The following is an 18,477-nucleotide window of genomic DNA, read 5'->3' as shown; positions in this document are numbered from 1 at the left end:
GTAGGAGCAACTGTCTCGCTCAATTTCCAGAATCTTGCGCGACTCCTGTGGGAGCGGGCTTGTCCCGCGAATACGGGCGAAGCCCGTGCCATCCACCAATGGAGTCCCATCATTTTGATGCAGTAAAAGGCGCAGTGGTCGGCTCCTTGGGCTTCAAACATCTGGCAACAGAGCAGCGGGTTGTCACTCGAAGCCCCGATGTCTCATACTGACCCTGTTCCCGAAAGGGGCTTGTGAGACTCTGCGGATCCTGGTCCAACCAGCAATTACAGAGCCGGGCAGGTAGATGGCGATGACAAGCCGACCTGTCTGTGAGTAGGGCGCCGAAAGGCGCCCTTTGTCGTTATGGCAACAGCATCGTCAGGCTTCTTGCGTTCAGCGCGCCAGCGCCACGATCGCAGCCCATTGCTCAGCCGTCACCGGCATCACCGACAACCGGCTGCCTTTCTGAACCAGCGGTAATTCCTCCAGTGCGCTCTGCTGCTTCAGCAAACCCAACCCCAGCACTTGGCCGAAGGTCTTCACGTGGGCCACGTCCACGGCACTCCAGGGATTTTTTTCGCTGCTGGCCTTGGCGTCGAAGTAATGGCTCTGAGGGTCCAGCGCAGTAGGGTCGGGGTACGCTGCCCGAATGATCTTGGCCACGCCTGCAATGCCCGGCTGTGGGCAGCTTGAGTGGTAGAAGAAGAATTCATCGCCTACGCTCATGCCCCTCAGGAAGTTACGTGCCTGATAGTTGCGCACGCCATCCCAGCGGGCTTCGCCCAGACGGCCCAATCCTTCGATCGAGAGCTCGTCTGGCTCGGATTTCATCAGCCAATAGGCCATGCAAGGTGCTCCTGACAAAGTCTGTAATAACTAGTTGCATGAAACCGACATACGGCTGACGCCAAGGTTTGCGTGTCGTCGCAGGTTGTCGGAAAATGCGCCCGTTTTAATGCTAGATGCTCCGGCGACACCCTAAGAAGGTCGCCGAGCCGGAACAATTGCCTAGGGGGGCAATCTTCGATGAATCAACGCAAACCGGATCTGCTGTGGATCCTGGTCTTCATCTTTGGTCTTGGTGTGGTCACCACCGGTTACGCCCAGGGTTTCTGGGAGCGTAAGCTCGACACCGCAGCCTATCAGGCTCCGTCCGACGCCAATCCGCAGCGCTGATACCTCTCACTTCGTCGCCAGGTACCAGCCACGGTCCGAGACCGTGCCTTGCAGGGGTACGTCCCAACTGGCCTGCGCCAGCCGCTCGACCTTCTGGCATTCATGGGCCAGCCCCAGCAGCAACGGTTTCTTCCAAGCCTTGCGCCGCGCCTGATAAGCCAGGCTGCGATCATAGAAGCCGCCGCCCATGCCCAGTCGGCCCCCCACTTCATCGAAGCCCACCAGCGGCAGCAGGATCAGGTCCAGTGCCCAGATCGGCCGCTGGCGCTTGCGCTCGATCATTGGCTCGGGAATGCGGAAGCGGTTGCGGCGCAGTTTTTCGCCCTGTTCGAAACGCTGGAACACCATACGTGTGCGCGGCCAGGCATGCAGCACCGGCAGGTAGGTGCGTTTGCCACGGCGTTGGGCCTCGCGCAGCAACAGGCGTGGGTCGATTTCGCCGTCATTGGGCAGGTACAGAGCAATGTGCCGGGCGCGACGGAACAGCGGGTGCTGCGCCAGTTGGCGATACAGTCCCTGAGCGGCCCGGCGTTGCTGGGCAGGCGTGAGAGCGCGGCGGGCATTGCGGAGCAGGCGGCGAAGCTGAGGGCGGGTGAGCGGCGCGGTGTCGGTCATGGCACGAGCGATCCCAGGTGTGCTGGCCGGCGCTACCGGCCAAACGAAATTGCCCGCCGGGGGAGGCGGGCAAGAGCAATCAGGCTCCCCGATAAGACCGCTATCGGTGTAGCCCTTGAACCCGAAAGTTCAAGGTGGAGATTGCAGGGGGCGTTAAGGCTTTCCGTCGGGCGGACATGCACACCGGCCCCAGCGTGCAACCCCCGTGGTTGTGCGTATCGGCTCAGGGACATAACCGACTGGCGCATCCCCCAGGGAGTGGCGCCAGTATACCAACCTCAGCTGTTTTTGGTACCCGGGTCGTCGGCTAATGCGATATCCACCCGTTCCAGCAGGTCGCGAACCTGCTCGCGGGTGGCGCCGCCGGCTGGCGTGGCCGGGGTTTCCTGGCGGTGCAGCAATTCGTGGGTGATGTTCAGCGCGGCCATCACGGCAATACGGTCGGCACCGATCACCTTGCCGCTGCTGCGGATCTCGCGCATCTTGCCATCGAGGTAGCGCGCGGCGCCGACCAGGTTGTTGCGCTCTTCCGGCGGGCAGATGATCGAGTATTCCTTGTCGAGTATCTGCACGGTGACGCTATTGCTTGAACTCATGAGTCTTGCTCCAGGGCCTTGAGGCGTAAAATCATCGACTCGACCTTGCGCCTCGCGATCTCGTTCTTTTCGATGAGGTGGGCGCGCTCCTCGCGCCAGGATTTTTCCTGAGCTAGTAGGAGTGCATTTTGCCGTTTAAGTTGCTCGACGCGTTCGATCAGCAACTCGAATCGGCTCATCAGCGCTTGCAGGTCGTTCTCTTGCGTGGGTTGCACTCGATTCGCTCCGTCGTTGACTCACCCGGCAATGATGCCTGTCCCTGAACGGCAACGGCCAGTGCAGATGGTCTTGGCGCGCCTGCCGGTGCTAGGATACAAGGTCTTCATTCTAGTCAAATGCGCCGCCTGGCGCCTAGCAGCCCATGCCTAATACCCAATCGCCTTATACCGCCTTCGCCGCGTTGCTCTCGAGCAATGGTCACCCTGTTTCCCCTGCCGAGCTGCATGGCCTGCTGATCGGCCGCAGTTGCGCCGGTGCTGGCTTCGATGCCGACGCCTGGCTGGCCGATGCCGCCGGCGCGCTGGAGAGCGAGCCGCAGGACAACGTCCGCGCCGCCCTGATCGGCCTGCAGGAGATGGTCAAGACCGAACTGACCGGCGAAGACATCGCCATCGTCCTGCTGCTGCCGAGCGACGACGCTCCGCTGGGCGAGCGGGCCATCGCGCTGGGCCAGTGGTGCCAGGGCTTCATTACCGGCTTCGGGCTGAACGCCGGTGGCAAGGACCTGTCCACCGAAGCCAAGGAAGTGCTCCAGGACCTGGTCGCCATCTCCCAGGTGCAGGACGCGCTGGAAGAGTCCGAAGACGGCGAGAGCGACTACATGGAAGTCATGGAGTACCTGCGAGTCGCGCCGCTGCTGCTGTACACGGAGCTGGCCGCGCCGGTCGCGCCCGCGCCAAAACCATCGCTGCACTGATCAACCGGGGGTAGTCCTGCCCATGAGCCACATACCCAAGGCCGAGTATGCCCGTCGGCGCAAGGCGCTGATGGCGCAGATGGTCCCCAACAGCATCGCTATCCTGCCGGCTGCCGCGGTTGCCATTCGCAACCGCGACGTAGAGCATGTCTATCGCCAGGACAGTGACTTCCAGTACCTCAGCGGCTTCCCCGAGCCCGAGGCGGTGATCGCGCTGATCCCGGGCCGCGAGCATGGCGAGTACGTGCTGTTCTGCCGTGAGCGCAATGCCGAGCGTGAGCAGTGGGATGGCTTGCGTGCCGGCCAGGAAGGCGCGATCCGCGACTTCGGTGCCGACGATGCCTTCCCCATCACCGACATCGACGAGATCCTCCCGGGCCTGATCGAAGGCCGCGAGCGGGTCTACAGCGCCATGGGCAGCAACCCCGAGTTCGACCGCCGGCTGATGGACTGGATCAACGTGATCCGGTCCAAGGCGCGCCTCGGTGCCCAGCCGCCGAACGAATTCGTTGCCCTGGATCATCTGCTGCACGACATGCGCCTGTATAAATCGGCGGCGGAAGTGAAAGTGATGCGGGCCGCCGCGCAGATTTCCGCACGGGCCCACGTGCGGGCCATGCAGGCCTGCCGGGCGGGGCTGCACGAATACAGCCTGGAAGCCGAGCTGGACTACGAGTTCCGCAAGGGCGGGGCGAAGATGCCGGCGTACGGCTCGATCGTCGCGGCCGGGCGCAACGGCTGCATCCTGCACTACCAGCAGAACGACGCCACGCTCAAGGACGGCGACCTGGTGCTGATCGATGCGGGCTGCGAGATCGACTGCTATGCCAGCGACATCACCCGCACCTTCCCGGTCAGCGGGCGCTTTTCGCCGGAACAGAAGGCCATCTACGAGCTGGTGCTCAAAGCCCAGGCCGCGGCCTTTGCCGAGATCGCGCCGGGCAAGCACTGGAACCACGCCCACGAGGCGACCGTGCGGGTCATCACCGAGGGCCTGGTGGAGCTGGGGCTGCTCAAGGGTGAGGTGCAGGCGTTGATCGACAGCGAGGCCTATCGGGCCTTCTACATGCACCGCGCCGGGCATTGGCTGGGCATGGACGTGCACGATGTCGGCGAGTACAAGGTCGGCGGCCAGTGGCGCGTGCTGGAACCGGGCATGGCGTTGACCGTTGAGCCCGGCATCTACATCGCTGCCGACAACCAGGCCGTGGCCAAGAAGTGGCGCGGCATCGGCATCAGGATCGAGGACGACGTGGTAGTGACCAGGCAAGGCTGTGAAATTCTGACCTCGGGCGTGCCGCGGACGGTGGCCGAGATCGAGGCACTGATGCAGGCTGCGCGCCAGGACGCCGCATGAGCCGGGTCAACCTGGCGATCATCGGCGGCGGGCTGGTCGGTGCGAGCCTGGCCCTGGCCCTGCAGGCCGGGGCCAAGGCGCGTGGCTGGAAGATCCTGTTGATCGAGCCGTTCGCCCCCGGCGACAGCTTCCAGCCCAGCTACGATGCGCGTTCGTCGGCGTTGTCCTTCGGCACCCAGCAGATCTACCAGCACCTGGGCCTGTGGCAAGCCATTGGCCGCCGCGCCGAGCCGATCCGCCAGATCCACGTGTCCGATCGCGGTCGTTTCGGCGCCACGCGCCTGGATGCCCTGGAAGAGGGCGTGCCGGCGCTGGGCTACGTGGTCGAGAACGCCTGGCTCGGGCAATGCCTGTGGCAGGGCCTGGACAGCGAAGTGGTGAGCTGGCGTTGCCCGGCCGAGGTCGGGGCGATGCAAGCCATCGAGGGGGGCTACCGACTGCAACTCGATGACGATACCCACCTGGAGTGCGACCTGGCGGTGCTGGCCGACGGTGGCCGCTCGGGCCTGCGCGAGCAGCTGGGCATCCACGTGCGCCGCACACCTTACGAGCAAAGCGCGCTGATTGCCAACATCACGCCGGGCGAGGCCCATTGCGGCCAGGCCTTCGAGCGCTTCACGGAGCAGGGCCCGATGGCCTTGCTGCCATTGCCCGACAACCGCTGCGCGTTGGTCTGGACCCGCCAGGGGATGGACGCCCAGCGCCTGGCCGAGATCGACGAGCGGGCATTCCTGCGTGAGCTGCAAGCGGCCTTCGGCTACCGCCTGGGGGCGTTGCGCCAGGTCGGTGCGCGGCACCTCTACCCACTGGCGCTGGTCGAGGCCGAGGAGCAGGTACGCCCGCACCTGGTGGTGCTGGGCAATGCGGCGCACAGCCTGCATCCCATCGCCGGCCAGGGGTTCAATCTGTCGCTGCGCGACGTGCAGGCGCTGGCCGAGGCCTTGCTGGCCGGCCCGCAGCAGCCTGGCGACCTGGCGACCTTGCAGGCCTACCAGCAGCGCCAGCGCTTGGACCAGTCGCTGACCATCGGCTTCTCCGACCAGGTCACCCGGCTGTTCGGCAGTGGCCAGCCGCTGTTGGCAGCAGGGCGCAACATCGGCCTGCTCGGGCTCGACCTGCTGCCGCCGGCCAAAAGCTGGTTCGCCCGCCAGGCCATGGGCCTGGGCACCCGCCCCGATGCGCGGGGCAGGGCATGAGCAACCCACGCCGGCTGGCGCGCCGGGCCCGCATGCTGCGGTGGCTGCTGAACCTCTATCCGCCGTACCTGGGCGCGGGCATCCGCATCCAGCACATCGGTGCCGACATGCGCACCGCCAGGGTTCGCATGAAGCTTGCGCGCTGGAACCGCAACTACGTCGGCACCCAGTTCGGCGGCAGCCTGTATTCGATGGTCGACCCGTTCTACATGCTGTTGCTGATGGAGCAACTGGGCCGCGACTACATCGTCTGGGACAAGGCCGCGAGCATCGACTTCATCGCCCCGGGCAAGGGCCCGGTGTATGCCGAGTTCCACGTCGACGATGCCTTGCTCGACGAGATCCGCCAGCAGACCGCCAATGGCAAGAAGTACCTGCCGCGATTGCAGGTGGATATCCGCGACGGTGCCGGCGAGCTGGTGGCGCGGGTCGATAAAACCCTATACGTGCGGCTCAAGCCGCAAGCGAGGCAGGCGTAAGGCATGGAAATGCGCGCAGATCTGTTGATTGTCGGTGCCGGTATGGTCGGCAGCGCCCTGGCCCTGGCCTTGCGCCACAGTGGGCTGGAAATCTTCCTGCTCGACGGCGGCCCGTTGGCGGTCAAGCCGTTCGACGCCCAGGCGCCGTTCGAGCCGCGGGTCAGCGCCTTGTCGGCGGCCAGCCAGCGCATCCTCGAGCGCCTTGGCGCCTGGGAGGGCATCGTCCAACGGCGCTGTTCGCCGTATTCGGACATGCAGGTCTGGGATGGCAGCGGCACCGGGCAGATTCACTTTTCCGCCACCAGTGTGCATGCCCAGGTGCTCGGCCATATCGTCGAGAACCGCGTGGTCCAGGACGGCCTGCTCGAGCGCCTGCACGACAGCGATGTCGGCCTGCTGGCCAACGCCCGCGTCGAGCAACTGCGCCGCTCGGGTGACGAGTGGCTGCTGACCCTGGCCGATGGCCGGCGCCTGCGCGCGCCGCTGGTGGTGGCCGCCGACGGCGCCAACTCGGCGGTACGACGCCTGGCCGGCTGCGAGACCCGCGAGTGGGACTATCTGCACCATGCCATCGTCACCAGCGTGCGCTGCAGCGCGCCGCACCAGGGCACGGCCTGGCAGCGCTTCACCGACGAGGGGCCGCTGGCGTTCCTGCCGCTGTCGCGCGATGGCCTGCAGGACTGGTGCTCGATCGTCTGGTCGACGACGCCCGAGCACGCCGAGCAGGTCATGGCGACGGACGACGCGACCTTCCGTACGGCCCTGGAGCGAGCCTTCGAGGGGCGCCTGGGTCAGGTGCTGGAGGCCGATCCGCGGGTCAGCGTGCCGTTGCGCCAGCGCCACGCCAAGCGCTACGTGGACGAAGGCCTGGTGCTGATCGGCGATGCCGCGCACACCATCCACCCGTTGGCTGGGCAGGGCGTCAACCTGGGCTTTCTCGATGCCGCGGTGCTGGCCGAGGTGCTGGTCAATGCCTGTGAGCGGGGCGAGCGGCTGGCGGATGTGAAGGTGCTCAGCCGTTATGAGCGCAGGCGCATGCCGCACAACCTGGCGTTGATGGCGGCGATGGAGGGCTTCGAGCGGTTGTTCCAGGCCAATCCGCTGCCGCTGCGCTGGTTGCGCAACAGTGGGTTGAAGCTGGTGCAGCAGATGCCCGAGGCCAAGGCGTTGTTCGTGCGCCAGGCGCTGGGGCTTTCCGGGGATTTGCCGGAATTGGCCAAGGTTTGAGAGCGTTGGGGCCGCTTTGCGGCCCTTTCGCCACACAAGGCCGCTAACACAGGCGTTCTTCAGCAACATCCGGTAACGGCTCGGTGGGTGAGCCGGAAAATGGGATTCACTACCATTCGCACCTCTATACGATCCCGAGGAGCGCTTCCCATGTTGCCACGCAAGCCCCTACTGGCCGCCCTGGCCCTGACCCTGTTCGGTGGCGCCGCCCAGGCAGCTGACGAAGTGGTGGTGTACTCCTCGCGCATCGACGAGCTGATCAAGCCGGTGTTCGATGCCTATACCGCCAAGACCGGGGTCAAGATCAAGTTCATCACCGACAAGGAAGCGCCGCTGATGCAGCGCATCAAGGCCGAGGGTGAGAACGGCGTGGCCGACCTGTTGCTGACCGTCGATGCCGGCAACCTCTGGCAGGCCGAGCAGATGGGTATCCTGCAGCCGATCAAGTCGAGCGTCATCGACCAGAACATCCCGCCACAGTACCGCGCCTCGTCCCATGACTGGACCGGCCTTAGCCTGCGCGCCCGGACCATCATCTACGCCACCGATCGGGTCAAGCCCGAAGAGCTGAGCACATACGAAGCCCTGGCCGACAAGCAATGGGAAGGCCGCCTGTGCCTGCGCACGGCGAAGAAGGTCTACAACCAGTCGCTGACCGCCACCCTGATCGAGACCCACGGCGAGGCCAAGGCCGAGCAGATCGTCAAGGGCTGGGTCAACAACCTGTCCACCGACGTGTTCTCCGACGACAACGCCGTGATCCAGGCCGTCGAGGCTGGCCAGTGCGATGTCGGTGTGGTCAACACCTACTACTACGGGCGCCTGCACAAGGCCAACCCGAAGCTGGCGGTGAAAATCTTCTGGCCCAACCAGAACGACCGTGGCGTGCACGTCAATTTGTCGGGTATCGGCCTGACCAAGCATGCCCCGCATCCGCAGGCGGCCAAGGCGCTGGTCGAGTGGATGACGGGCGAGGAGGCGCAAAAGCTGTTCGCCGACATCAACCAGGAATTTCCGGCCAACCCGAAGGTGAAGCCTTCGGACGAGGTCGCGGCCTGGGGTAGCTTCAAGGCCGACAGCATTCCAGTGGAAATCGCCGGCAAGCGCCAGGCCGAGGCCATTCGCCTGATGGACCGGGCTGGCTGGAACTGAGTATTCTTGGGGCCTGTAACGGCCCTGTCGTCGGCAAGCCGGCTCCTGCAGGTACCGTACCGGCCCTGGCAAACGGTGAAGATCCTGTAGGAGCGGGTTTACCCGCGAACGACCGCGCAGCGGTCGCATTCCATTACCGAGACCAAACCTTTGCCCCACACCCGCCAACGCCGCTGGTACCTGCCGGTCGGCCTGATCGCCGCCCTGGTGCTGCTCCCCCTGAGCGTGTTGCTGCTGGCCTGGCAGTCGATCGACACGCAGATCTGGTCGCACCTGCTCGACACCCAGATGAGCCGCCTGCTGGGCAATACGCTGACCCTGGTGCTAGGCGTAGGCGTCGGTGTCACCCTGCTTGGCGTGAGCCTGGCCTGGCTCACCAGCCTCTGCCAGTTCCCCGGCAGGCGCTGGCTCGACTGGGCGCTGATGCTGCCGTTCGCGATTCCGGCCTATGTGCTGGCGTTCGTCTTCGTCGGCCTGCTGGACTTCGCCGGGCCCGTGCAAAGCGTCTTGCGCGAGGCGTTCGGGCCCCTGCGCCTGCCACGGGTGCGCTCCACGGGCGGGGTCATCGTCGTGCTGGTGCTGGTGTTCTATCCCTACGTCTACCTGCTGGCACGTACCGCCTTCCTGGCCCAGGGCAAGGGCCTGATGGAAGCGGCGCGGGTGCTCGGCCTGTCGCCGCTGCAAGCGTTCTGGCGGGTGGCCCTGCCGATGGCGCGCCCGGCCATCGGTGCCGGCATCGCCCTGGCGCTGATGGAAACCCTGGCCGACTTCGGCGCGGTGGCGGTGTTCAACTTCGATACCTTCACCACGGCGATCTACAAGACCTGGTATGGCTTCTTCAGCCTCTCCAGCGCGGCGCAGCTGGCCAGTCTGCTGCTGCTGGCGGTGATGCTGGTGCTGTATGGCGAGCGGCGTGCCCGTGGTGCCAGCCACAGCACCAACGAGCGGCCGCGAGGGCAGGCGCTGTATCACCTGCGCGGCTACAAGGCGCTATTGGCCAGCGGTTGGTGCCTGCTGGTGTTCGCCTGTGCCTTCGTCATCCCAGTGCTGCAGTTGCTGGTGTGGTGCTGGCAGCGCGGCCGCCACGACCTGGACGAGCGTTACCTGGGGCTGGTCATGCATACCCTCTACCTGGGCGCCCTGGCGGCGCTGCTGACGGTGTGCGTGGCCTTGCTGCTGGCGTTCGCCCGGCGCCAGGCACCCAGCGGGGCGATCCGTGCCGGCGTGGGCATCGCCAACCTGGGTTACGCCTTGCCCGGCTCGGTGCTGGCGGTGGCGATCATGCTGGCCTTCAGTTACCTCGACAACCACTGGGTGATCCCCTTTTCAAACTGGCTGGGCGGCGCCGGCAAGCCACTGCTGCTGGGCAGCATCGGCGCCTTGCTGCTGGCCTATCTGGTGCGTTTCATCGCCGTGGCCTACGGGCCGCTGGAAAACAGCCTGGCGCGCGTCCGTCCGTCGCTGCCCGAGGCCTCGCGCAGCCTCGGCGTGGGTGGCGCGAAGCTGTTCTTCAAGGTCTACCTGCCGCTGCTGGTGCCGGGTGCGCTGAGTGCCGGGCTGCTGGTGTTCGTCGATGTCCTCAAGGAAATGCCGGCCACCTTGCTGATGCGCCCGTTCGGCTGGGACACCCTGGCGGTGCGGGTTTTCGAGATGACCAGCGAGGGTGAATGGGCGCGCGCCTCGCTGCCGGCGCTGACTCTGGTGCTGGTGGGCCTGCTACCGGTCATCGGGCTGATCCGCCGTTCCGCCAGGCGGCCCGGTCACAGTCACTAAAGGTGCCAGCCTGCGTCCTTGCGGCTACAATGCGCGGCATTCTCGCGGCGGTACCAACAACAAGAGCTGACGGCCCCACGTCATCACCCGCCGCCGCTTCGCCACGCCCGGAAGGAGAAACCCATGGGACAGCGCACGCTATTGTATGACCTGCACCTGGCACTCGGCGCCAAGACCGTCGACTTCGGTGGCTGGGACATGCCCCTGCACTATGGCTCGCAGGTCGAGGAGCACCATCAGGTGCGCAGCGATTGTGGCGTCTTCGATGTCTCCCACATGACCGTCATCGATGTCACCGGCAGCGACGCCCGTGCCTGGCTACAGCGTCTGCTGGCCAACGATGTCGCGCGGCTCGACGACGTCGGCCAGGCCCTGTACAGCCCATTGCTCAACGAGCACGGTGGGGTCATCGACGATCTGATCGCCTACAGCACCGAAACCGGCTACCGCCTGGTGACCAATGCCGCGACTCGGGAAAAGGTCCTGGCCTGGCTGGGCGGGCAACGCGAAGGCTTCGAGGTGGACGTCCAGGTCCGCCCGGATCTGGCGATCCTCGCCATCCAGGGCCCTCAGGCCCACGACAAGGTCGCGGCATTGCTCAGCGCCTCGCGCGCCGCGCTGATCCGTGAGCTGCGTCCGTTCGAAGGCGTCAGCGAAGGCGACTGGTTCATCGCCCGCACCGGCTACACCGGTGAGGATGGCCTGGAGATCATCCTCCCGGGCGCCGAGGCGGTGGGCTTCTTCAACGACCTGGTGGGCGCCGGTATCGCCCCCAGCGGCCTGGGTGCGCGTGACACGCTGCGCCTGGAGGCTGGCATGAACCTCTACGGACAGGACATCGACGAGACCCACACCCCGCTGACCTCCAACCTGGGCTGGTGCATCGCCTGGGAGCCGGCCGAGCGCGACTTCATCGGCCGCGCCGCGCTGCTGGCGGAAATCGAGCAGGGCGTGCAGAGCAAATTGGTCGGCCTGGTGCTGGAGGAACGTGGCGTATTGCGCGCCCATCAGGTAGTTCGTGTCGCCGGGATTGGCGAAGGAGAGATCACCAGTGGTAGTTTCTCGCCTACGCTGAGCAAATCCATTGCCCTGGCGCGCGTACCCATGGCCACGGGCGACCGGGCCGAGGTCGAAATACGCGGCAAGTGGTACCCGGTGCGGGTGGTCAAGCCGACCTTCGTGCGCCACGGCAAGATTCTGATCTGAACATTTATTGGCGGGCCGACCGCTGACCCTATCGAGGAATTCAAGACATGAGCAATATCCCCGCCGACCTGCGTTTTGCCGAAAGCCATGAATGGGCACGCCTGGAAGCCGACGGCACGGTGACCGTGGGCATCAGCGACCACGCCCAGGAGGCACTGGGTGACGTGGTGTTCGTCGAGCTGGCCGAGGTCGGCAAGGTGTTTGCCGCTGGCGATACAGCAGGCGTGGTCGAGTCGGTCAAGGCCGCTTCGGACATCTACTCGCCGGTTGCCGGTGAAGTGATCGCCGTGAACGAAGAGCTGGCCGAAAGCCCGGAGCTGCTCAACGAAGCGCCCTATGAGGCGTGGATCTTCAAGCTCAAGCCAAGCGACAAGGCTGAGCAGGAAAAGCTGCTCGATGCCGCAGGTTACAAAGCTGCCATCGGCGAGTGATAGCGCATCGCCCTCTCGCGGGCAAGCCCGCTCCCACAGGTACGGCGCGGGTTTTCGGCCTGTAACTGTCCTGTAGGAGCCGGCTTGCCGGCGATGGGGCCGGCCCTGCAAAAGCAAGTTTCCCCGCAAAATCGACAATCCTTCCTAGACTTAAGAATCTCCATGAGAACGGGTCCAGGAAGAGATCGTCGCCATGTCCCAGTCGCCATCCCTGCATCAACTGCAAGCGCTCAACCCGTTTCTGCATCGCCACCTGGGGCCCGACACCTCGGAGCAGCAAGCCATGCTCAGCGCCCTGGGCGTCGCCAGTCGCAGTGAACTGATCGAGCAGACCGTCCCCCCTGATATCCGCATCAACCGCCCCCTCGACCTGCCTGCGGCGCTGGACGAACAGGCGGCCCTGGCCAAGCTTGCCGGCTATGCCGAGCAGAACCAGGTGTGGACCAGCCTGATCGGCATGGGTTACCACGCCACCATCACGCCCACGGTCATCCTGCGCAACGTACTGGAGAACCCCGGCTGGTACACCGCCTACACCCCCTACCAGCCGGAGATCGCCCAAGGCCGGCTGGAGGCGCTGCTGAATTTCCAGCAGATGGTCATCGACCTGACCGGCCTGGCCCTGGCCAATGCCTCGTTGCTCGACGAGGCCACCGCAGCCGCCGAGGCCATGGCCCTGGCCAAGCGCGTGGCGGGCAACAAGAGCAACGCCTTCTTCGCCGATGAGCACTGCCATCCGCAGACCCTGTCGGTGCTCAAGACCCGTGCCGAGGGCTTTGGCTTCGAGCTGATCGTCGACAGTGTCGACAATCTGGCCAAGCACTCGGTATTCGGCGCCTTGCTGCAATATCCCGATACCCACGGCGAAGTGCGCGACCTGCGTCCGCTGATCGACCAAGTGCACGCGCAGCAGGGACTGGCCTGTGTCGCTGCCGATTTGCTCAGTTTGCTGGTGCTGGCGCCTCCGGGTGAGCTGGGGGCCGACGTGGTGCTCGGCTCGACCCAGCGTTTTGGCGTGCCCATGGGCTACGGTGGGCCCCATGCGGCCTATTTCGCCTGCCGTGACGACTACAAGCGGGCCATGCCCGGGCGGATCATCGGGGTATCGCGTGACGCCCGTGGCAACACGGCCCTGCGCATGGCCCTGCAGACCCGCGAGCAGCACATCCGCCGCGAGAAGGCCAACTCCAACATTTGCACGGCGCAGGTGCTGCTGGCCAACATCGCCGGCTTCTATGCGGTCTATCATGGCCCCGAGGGGCTGCGGCGCATCGCCCAGCGCGTGCACCGCCTGACCTTCATCCTGGCCGCCGGCCTGCAGGCCAAGGGCATCGCACGGCTCAACCAGCACTTCTTCGACACCCTCACGCTCGATGTTGGCGGTGCCCAGGCTGCGATCATCGAGAGCGCCGAGGCGGCGCGGATCAACCTGCGTATCCTCGGCCGGGGCCATCTGGGCGTGAGCCTCGACGAGACCTGCAACGAACAGACCGTGCTGCGCTTGTTCGACATCTTCCTCGGGGTCGACCATGGGCTGGACATCGCCACCCTCGACCAGCAAGCCCTGCCCGAGGGTATTCCGGCCGCGCTGGTGCGGCGCTCGGCGTTTCTCGAGCATCCGGTCTTCAACCTGCACCACAGCGAAACCGAGATGCTGCGCTACCTCAAGCAGCTGGAGAACAAGGACCTGGCGCTGAACCAGTCGATGATCCCGCTTGGCTCCTGCACCATGAAACTCAACGCCACCAGCGAGATGATCCCCATCACCTGGCCCGGCTTCGCCCTGCTGCATCCATTTGCGCCTGCCGCCCAGACCGTGGGCTACCAGGCGATGATCGACGAACTGGAGCGTTGGCTGTGCGCCATCACCGGCTTCGACGCCATCTGCATGCAGCCCAACTCGGGCGCGCAGGGCGAATACGCCGGGCTCATGGCGATCACCCGCTACCACCGCAGCCGTCATCAGCCCAAGCGCACGTTGTGCCTGATCCCATCCTCGGCGCACGGCACCAACCCGGCTTCGGCGCAAATGGCCGGCATGGAGGTGGTGATCGTCGACTGCGACGAGCACGGCAACGTCGACCTCGGCGATCTCAAGGCCAAGGCGCAGGCCGCAGGCGAGCGGTTATCCTGCCTGATGGTGACCTACCCCTCCACCCATGGGGTGTACGAGGAAGGCATCCGGGAAATCTGCGAGGTGGTGCACCAGCACGGCGGGCAGGTGTACATGGACGGGGCCAACCTCAATGCCCAGGTCGGCCTGGCGCGGCCGGCGGACATCGGCGCCGATGTTTCGCACATGAACCTGCACAAGACGTTCTGCATTCCCCATGGCGGGGGCGGCCCGGGCATGGGCCCGATTGGCGTGCGCGCGCACCTCACGCCCTTCGTCGCCAGTCACCCGGTGGTGCCGGTGCCTGGGCTGGACCCGAACAACAGCGCGGTCAGCGCCGCGCCCTGGGGCAGCGCCAGCATCCTGCCGATCAGCTGGATGTACATCGCCATGATGGGGCCGCAACTGGCCGATGCCAGCGAGGTGGCGATCCTTTCGGCGAACTATCTGGCCAGCCAGTTGGGCGGCGCCTTCCCGGTGCTTTACCGCGGGCGTAACCTGCGCGTGGCCCACGAATGCATCCTCGATCTGCGCCCGCTGAAGGCGCAGACCGGCATCACCGAGGAGGACGTGGCCAAGCGCCTGATGGACTATGGCTTCCATGCGCCGACCATGTCGTTCCCGGTGCCGGGCACCTTGATGGTGGAGCCGACCGAGAGCGAGTCGAAGGCCGAGCTGGACCGCTTCGTCGAGGCGATGCTGGCGATTCGCGAGGAGATCGATCTGGTGCAGGACGGCACCTGGCCGGCCGAGGACAACCCCCTCAAGCACGCGCCGCACACCCTGGCCGATGTGCTGGCGCCGTGGAATCGGCCGTATGGCCTGGAGCGCGGCATCGCGCCCAGTGCCCACGTGCGCCAGCACAAGTATTGGCCAGCGGTGAACCGGGTCGACAACGTGTATGGCGATCGTAATCTGTTTTGCGCGTGTGTGCCGGTGGAGGCGTATCGCTGAAGCTGAGGTAACCGTTCAGACCGCTCCCATAGAACAAAACATAACTCACTGATTTAGCGGGTATCTGTGGGAGCGGGCTTGTCCCGCGAACACCGGCGAAGCCGGTGCCATCCACCGCGTCGCTTCATTCGCGGGACAAGCCCGCTCCCACAGGGGCCACAGTTCTCTGGGCGACAGCGCAGCCCACCCACAGGTGCTTTTAATCGGCTCGTGCGTTCTTGGCCAGGATGGCGTTGGCCAGTTCCATGTCGCTGGCTTGCAGATCGGGTTGTTCGGCGCGCACCTGGCGAATGGCAGCCTCGAGGAACGGGCCGCGGATCTCACCGTCGCTGGCGACGAAGCTGCCGGCATCGTCCTGGGCTGCCATTACCAGCTTGTGATCGCGCGAGGTGATGTAGGACGTTGCGGTGGTTGCACCGGATGTCATGATATTGCGCCAAAAGGTGTCGGCAACGGCGGAGCCAAGTGGCAGGGAGGCCAGGGCGGCGGCTGCAACGAGGGTTTTGAGACGCATGGTGAATTACCTCTGAGGATGAGGGCGATAGGGTGCCGGTTAGTCAGATTGGCCTGAGCCAAGTTCCTTGTGCACAAGGAAATTTTGCTCACCCACAGACCCGCATGACCTCGCTTTCGCACGTCGCCCCGCAGGCCACCTTGGCTTCCCCGCAGGCACGCAGGTCGACCAGCCCTTCGGCCCTGGCCTGCGTGCGCAAACCGGCGAGGTCGGTGCTTGGGCCGAGCAGCGCCCGTAGCCCATCGCTCACCACGAGTATTTCGAACAGCCCAGTGCGGCCCTGGAACCCGGTACCACGGCAAGCACGGCAGGCCTGGCCGTCGGTCGTGGCCGAGCAGCCCTGACAGCTGGCGCACAGCATGCGCACCAGGCGCTGGGCCATGACGCCAGCAAGCGTGGCCTTGATCAGGTAGTCGGCAACGCCCAGCTCCTGCAGGCGGATGACCGCGCTGCAGGCATCCTGGGTGTGCAGCGTCGACAGCACCAGGTGCCCGGTCAGTGCTGCCTGCACCGCGACCTGGGCAGTTTCACGGTCGCGAATTTCGCCGATCATGATGATGTCCGGGTCCTGGCGCAGCAGGGCGCGCACGCCGTTGGCGAAGCCGAGGTCCAGGGCGGGCTGGACCTGCATCTGGTTGAAGCTCGGTTCGAGGCGCTCGATGGGATCTTCGATGGTGCACAGGTTGACCTGTGGGGTGGCCAGTTGCCGGAGGCTGGTGTACAGCGTGCTGGTCTTGCCCGAGCCGGTCGGGCCGGTGACCAGGATGATGCCCTGGCGCCGCGCCAGCAGCGCCTGCCACTGCGCCAGTTGCGCGCCTTCGAGCCCCAGCTGGGTGAACCCCTGCAGGGGTTGTCGGGCATCGAACAGGCGCAGCACGAGCTTTTCGCCAAAGGGCATGGGCAGGCTGGACAGGCGCAGTTCGACTTCGCCGCCGCCGGGCAGGCGGCTCTTCACCCGGCCATCCTGCGGCCTGCGTTTTTCCGCCACGTCCATACGTGCCAGGTGCTTGAGGCGGCTGATCAGGGCCAGGGTGACGCTGGCCGGAAACCGGTAAACCGTGTGCAGCAGCCCGTCGATGCGATAGCGCAGGTGACCTTGGTCGCGGCGCGGCTCCAGGTGGATATCGCTGGCGCGCTGATCGATGGCGTACTGCAGCAGCCAGTCGACGATGTGCACGATATGGGCATCGTCGGCGCTGGCATCGGCCTGGCGCCTGCCCAGCTCCAGCAGTTGTTCCAGTTCGCCCAGACCGGTCGGTTGCTGGTGCTGGGCACCTTGCACCGAGTGAGCCAGGCGCAGCAGCGATTGCGCCAGTTCGCGCAGTTGTACCGGGCTTGCCAGGACCCGGCGGATCGGCTTGCCGAGGCTGCGCGAAAGGTCGGCCTGCCAATCGTCCTGGTAGGGCTGCGCGCTGGCGATGGTGACGCCTTCGGCGTCGGTGGCAACGGCGAGAATGCCATGGCGTTGGGCGAATGCTGGTGACATCAGGCCACCGACCAGGGCTAGGTCCAGGCGCAGCGGGTCGATGCGCAGGTAGGGTTGGCCAACCTTGCTCGCCAGCCATTGGCAGAGGCGCTCCAGGTCCAGAGGCTGGCCGGGCTGTCGGCGGTCTTCCAGGCCAACGGCGGCAATGGCTTCCAGCGGGTGAACGGTGGCCCGGTCGGCGGCGTGTTCCAGTACCTGCAGCGTGTCACCGGCATCGAGTCGTCGGTCGGCCAGCAGGGCGTCGAGCACGCGACGCAGGTCGAGTGCATGGGTGTGGGGGTTGTTCATTTCGGCATCCGTGCCAGGTAGCGGGGTCCTGCTCAAGGCTAGCCGGCGATGCCGAGTGCGCAGCGCCGAAAGCGTTTCCGGGCGTTGCCGGAGGCTTCAGACGGCGGCCAGTTCCACGCGTGCCAGGTTGTCCAGGCTGACTTCGCACACGCACACCAGATTGCGCATTTTTTGCGCAATTACCTGCGCCCGATGCCAACTGAGCCCGCCAATGCCGATTTCGATGTCCAGCAGGTCGTCCTGCTGGCTGACCTGCACGCTGTATGGCGTCAGAAATTGCAGGGCGAACAGGTTGAGCACGCGGCACAGGGTGTCGGGCTCGGCTTCGGCCTGCAAGCGGTAGTAGACCGTGCTGTGGCTGGCCGAGGCGGCCCAGGCATCGGTGCGGGGCGAGGGGCGTTCGAGTGCGTTCATGCTGGTCTCCGCGAATGTGGGAGAAATTCTTGCACGTTGGGCGGGGTATTTTTTCGCTATGATTCGATCAAAATCCCTACATGACGAATTGAACAATTCGTTTAAAAATGTCCTGGAGAATTATCTATGCAAGGCGAACTGGATGCCTATGACCGACGTATCCTGGAACTGCTGCAGGAGGATGCTTCGCTGTCCAGTGCACAGATTGCCGAGCGTGTGGGGCTGTCGCAGTCGCCGTGCTGGCGACGCATCCAGCGCTTGAAGGAGGAGGGGGTGATCCGTGGCCAGGTGACCTTGCTCGACCGCAAGAAGGTCGGCCTGAACACGCAGATTTTCGCCGAGGTGAAGCTCAACGCCCACGGGCGCTCCAATTTCACCGAGTTCACCGATGCGATTCGCGGCTTTCCCGAGGTGTTGGAGTGTTATGTGCTGATGGGGTCGGTGGATTTCCTGCTGCGCATCGTCACGTCGGATATCGAGGCGTATGAGCGCTTCTTCTTCGAAAAGCTATCGAACGTGCCGGGGATACAGGAGGTGAACTCGATCGTGGCGTTATCCGAGATCAAGTCCACCACCAGTCTGCCGCTATCGCGCTAGGCCCA

The 18,477-nt window shown here is 65.3% G+C and carries 19 protein-coding genes and 1 other RNA gene; 12 read left to right on the top strand and 8 right to left on the bottom strand.

Translation table 11 applies throughout. The features are described 5' to 3' along the window. Positions 1-375: 375 nt before the first annotated feature. Positions 376-828 carry an EVE domain-containing protein gene (locus E6B08_RS29125; RefSeq protein WP_136917134.1) on the bottom strand — a complete coding sequence of 151 codons (453 nt, stop codon included), beginning with the start codon at positions 826-828 and terminating at the stop codon, positions 376-378. A gap of 180 nt (positions 829-1,008) precedes the next feature. On the opposite strand from E6B08_RS29125, the gene E6B08_RS30920 reads away from it, so the two are divergent. Then, positions 1,009-1,158, top strand: coding sequence for a hypothetical protein (locus E6B08_RS30920; RefSeq protein ID WP_192938600.1), 150 nt, complete (start codon positions 1,009-1,011; stop codon positions 1,156-1,158). Positions 1,159-1,164: 6 nt separating this feature from the next. Here the strand turns inward: E6B08_RS30920 and E6B08_RS29120 are convergent, their stop codons facing one another. The 4 genes from E6B08_RS29120 to E6B08_RS29105 all read right to left on the bottom strand — a co-directional run bounded on the left by E6B08_RS29120 (position 1,165) and on the right by E6B08_RS29105 (position 2,548). Then, on the bottom strand, positions 1,165-1,773 hold the full coding sequence (locus E6B08_RS29120; protein WP_136917133.1) for a 5-formyltetrahydrofolate cyclo-ligase: 609 nt from the start codon (positions 1,771-1,773) through the stop codon (positions 1,165-1,167). 81 nt (positions 1,774-1,854) lie between these two features. Continuing rightward, positions 1,855-2,034: non-coding RNA, 6S RNA (ssrS, locus tag E6B08_RS29115), on the bottom strand. Positions 2,035-2,051: 17 nt separating this feature from the next. After that, the gene (locus E6B08_RS29110; protein WP_136917132.1) at positions 2,052-2,369 is read right to left on the bottom strand and encodes a cell division protein ZapA; all 318 of its coding nucleotides are present in this window, start codon (positions 2,367-2,369) and stop codon (positions 2,052-2,054) included. Then, complete coding sequence (locus tag E6B08_RS29105) at positions 2,366-2,548, bottom strand: TIGR02449 family protein (RefSeq protein WP_102081456.1); 183 nt, start codon at positions 2,546-2,548, stop codon at positions 2,366-2,368. Before E6B08_RS29105 ends, E6B08_RS29110 begins: the two co-directional genes overlap by 4 nt. A gap of 182 nt (positions 2,549-2,730) precedes the next feature. Here E6B08_RS29105 and E6B08_RS29100 point away from each other — a divergent pair, with 182 nt between their 5' ends. The 10 genes from E6B08_RS29100 to gcvP all read left to right on the top strand — a co-directional run bounded on the left by E6B08_RS29100 (position 2,731) and on the right by gcvP (position 15,173). Further along, positions 2,731-3,285, top strand: coding sequence for a YecA family protein (locus E6B08_RS29100; protein ID WP_136917131.1), 555 nt, complete (start codon positions 2,731-2,733; stop codon positions 3,283-3,285). Between the two features lie 22 nt (positions 3,286-3,307). Beyond that, the gene (pepP, locus tag E6B08_RS29095; RefSeq protein WP_136917130.1) at positions 3,308-4,642 is read left to right on the top strand and encodes a Xaa-Pro aminopeptidase; all 1,335 of its coding nucleotides are present in this window, start codon (positions 3,308-3,310) and stop codon (positions 4,640-4,642) included. Next, complete coding sequence (gene ubiH, locus E6B08_RS29090) at positions 4,639-5,838, top strand: 2-octaprenyl-6-methoxyphenyl hydroxylase (RefSeq protein WP_136917129.1); 1,200 nt, start codon at positions 4,639-4,641, stop codon at positions 5,836-5,838. Before pepP ends, ubiH begins: the two co-directional genes overlap by 4 nt. Then, complete coding sequence (locus tag E6B08_RS29085; RefSeq protein WP_136917128.1) at positions 5,835-6,317, top strand: DUF4442 domain-containing protein; 483 nt, start codon at positions 5,835-5,837, stop codon at positions 6,315-6,317. The genes ubiH and E6B08_RS29085 overlap by 4 nt, the downstream gene beginning before the upstream one ends. A 9-nt stretch (positions 6,318-6,326) precedes the next feature. After that, on the top strand, positions 6,327-7,544 hold the full coding sequence (locus E6B08_RS29080; RefSeq protein WP_192938711.1) for a 2-octaprenyl-3-methyl-6-methoxy-1,4-benzoquinol hydroxylase: 1,218 nt from the start codon (positions 6,327-6,329) through the stop codon (positions 7,542-7,544). Positions 7,545-7,694: 150 nt separating this feature from the next. Beyond that, positions 7,695-8,696: an extracellular solute-binding protein gene (locus tag E6B08_RS29075; protein ID WP_136917126.1), complete on the top strand. Its 1,002-nt coding sequence runs from the start codon at positions 7,695-7,697 to the stop codon at positions 8,694-8,696. Between the two features lie 150 nt (positions 8,697-8,846). Beyond that, positions 8,847-10,469, top strand: coding sequence for an ABC transporter permease (locus E6B08_RS29070; RefSeq protein ID WP_136917125.1), 1,623 nt, complete (start codon positions 8,847-8,849; stop codon positions 10,467-10,469). A gap of 123 nt (positions 10,470-10,592) precedes the next feature. Continuing rightward, positions 10,593-11,675 (top strand): glycine cleavage system aminomethyltransferase GcvT, encoded by a 1,083-nt coding sequence (gene gcvT, locus E6B08_RS29065; protein WP_136917124.1) that lies wholly within the window; start codon positions 10,593-10,595, stop codon positions 11,673-11,675. 47 nt (positions 11,676-11,722) lie between these two features. Continuing rightward, the gene (gene gcvH, locus E6B08_RS29060; RefSeq protein ID WP_136917123.1) at positions 11,723-12,106 is read left to right on the top strand and encodes a glycine cleavage system protein GcvH; all 384 of its coding nucleotides are present in this window, start codon (positions 11,723-11,725) and stop codon (positions 12,104-12,106) included. Positions 12,107-12,299: 193 nt separating this feature from the next. Beyond that, positions 12,300-15,173, top strand: a complete 2,874-nt coding sequence (gene gcvP / locus E6B08_RS29055) for an aminomethyl-transferring glycine dehydrogenase (protein WP_136917122.1) — start codon at positions 12,300-12,302, stop codon at positions 15,171-15,173. A gap of 199 nt (positions 15,174-15,372) precedes the next feature. Here the strand turns inward: gcvP and E6B08_RS29050 are convergent, their stop codons facing one another. From E6B08_RS29050 to E6B08_RS29040, 3 genes are all read right to left on the bottom strand, one after another. Then, positions 15,373-15,687, bottom strand: a complete 315-nt coding sequence (locus E6B08_RS29050; protein WP_136917121.1) for a DUF2388 domain-containing protein — start codon at positions 15,685-15,687, stop codon at positions 15,373-15,375. Between the two features lie 88 nt (positions 15,688-15,775). Next, positions 15,776-17,461, bottom strand: coding sequence for a GspE/PulE family protein (locus E6B08_RS29045; protein WP_136917120.1), 1,686 nt, complete (start codon positions 17,459-17,461; stop codon positions 15,776-15,778). Positions 17,462-17,557: 96 nt separating this feature from the next. Further along, positions 17,558-17,875 carry a hypothetical protein gene (locus tag E6B08_RS29040; RefSeq protein WP_136917119.1) on the bottom strand — a complete coding sequence of 106 codons (318 nt, stop codon included), beginning with the start codon at positions 17,873-17,875 and terminating at the stop codon, positions 17,558-17,560. A gap of 126 nt (positions 17,876-18,001) precedes the next feature. Between E6B08_RS29040 and E6B08_RS29035 the strand changes: the two genes are divergently transcribed. Continuing rightward, the gene (locus E6B08_RS29035) at positions 18,002-18,472 is read left to right on the top strand and encodes an Lrp/AsnC family transcriptional regulator (protein WP_136917118.1); all 471 of its coding nucleotides are present in this window, start codon (positions 18,002-18,004) and stop codon (positions 18,470-18,472) included. The last annotated feature ends 5 nt before the right edge of the window (positions 18,473-18,477 follow it).

Source organism: Pseudomonas putida (assembly GCF_005080685.1).
In the GTDB taxonomy this organism is placed as follows: domain Bacteria; phylum Pseudomonadota; class Gammaproteobacteria; order Pseudomonadales; family Pseudomonadaceae; genus Aquipseudomonas; species Aquipseudomonas putida_V.
This window is presented reverse-complemented; position numbering and strand designations above follow the sequence as displayed.

What these genes read in the sequence shown, in the direction of transcription:
- gcvP (WP_136917122.1), top strand. Translation starts at nt 12,300, where the DNA reads ATGTCCCAGTCGCCATCCCTGCATCAACTGCAAGCGCTCAACCCGTTT.
- E6B08_RS29085 (WP_136917128.1), top strand. Translation starts at nt 5,835, where the DNA reads ATGAGCAACCCACGCCGGCTGGCGCGCCGGGCCCGCATGCTGCGGTGG.
- E6B08_RS29050 (WP_136917121.1), bottom strand. Translation starts at nt 15,687, where the DNA reads ATGCGTCTCAAAACCCTCGTTGCAGCCGCCGCCCTGGCCTCCCTGCCA.
- E6B08_RS29040 (WP_136917119.1), bottom strand. Translation starts at nt 17,875, where the DNA reads ATGAACGCACTCGAACGCCCCTCGCCCCGCACCGATGCCTGGGCCGCC.
- E6B08_RS29110 (WP_136917132.1), bottom strand. Translation starts at nt 2,369, where the DNA reads ATGAGTTCAAGCAATAGCGTCACCGTGCAGATACTCGACAAGGAATAC.
- E6B08_RS29100 (WP_136917131.1), top strand. Translation starts at nt 2,731, where the DNA reads ATGCCTAATACCCAATCGCCTTATACCGCCTTCGCCGCGTTGCTCTCG.
- E6B08_RS29125 (WP_136917134.1), bottom strand. Translation starts at nt 828, where the DNA reads ATGGCCTATTGGCTGATGAAATCCGAGCCAGACGAGCTCTCGATCGAA.
- ubiH (WP_136917129.1), top strand. Translation starts at nt 4,639, where the DNA reads ATGAGCCGGGTCAACCTGGCGATCATCGGCGGCGGGCTGGTCGGTGCG.
- E6B08_RS29045 (WP_136917120.1), bottom strand. Translation starts at nt 17,461, where the DNA reads ATGAACAACCCCCACACCCATGCACTCGACCTGCGTCGCGTGCTCGAC.
- E6B08_RS29075 (WP_136917126.1), top strand. Translation starts at nt 7,695, where the DNA reads ATGTTGCCACGCAAGCCCCTACTGGCCGCCCTGGCCCTGACCCTGTTC.
- gcvH (WP_136917123.1), top strand. Translation starts at nt 11,723, where the DNA reads ATGAGCAATATCCCCGCCGACCTGCGTTTTGCCGAAAGCCATGAATGG.
- E6B08_RS29035 (WP_136917118.1), top strand. Translation starts at nt 18,002, where the DNA reads ATGCAAGGCGAACTGGATGCCTATGACCGACGTATCCTGGAACTGCTG.
- E6B08_RS30920 (WP_192938600.1), top strand. Translation starts at nt 1,009, where the DNA reads ATGAATCAACGCAAACCGGATCTGCTGTGGATCCTGGTCTTCATCTTT.
- E6B08_RS29105 (WP_102081456.1), bottom strand. Translation starts at nt 2,548, where the DNA reads ATGAGCCGATTCGAGTTGCTGATCGAACGCGTCGAGCAACTTAAACGG.
- pepP (WP_136917130.1), top strand. Translation starts at nt 3,308, where the DNA reads ATGAGCCACATACCCAAGGCCGAGTATGCCCGTCGGCGCAAGGCGCTG.
- gcvT (WP_136917124.1), top strand. Translation starts at nt 10,593, where the DNA reads ATGGGACAGCGCACGCTATTGTATGACCTGCACCTGGCACTCGGCGCC.
- E6B08_RS29120 (WP_136917133.1), bottom strand. Translation starts at nt 1,773, where the DNA reads ATGACCGACACCGCGCCGCTCACCCGCCCTCAGCTTCGCCGCCTGCTC.
- E6B08_RS29080 (WP_192938711.1), top strand. Translation starts at nt 6,327, where the DNA reads ATGCGCGCAGATCTGTTGATTGTCGGTGCCGGTATGGTCGGCAGCGCC.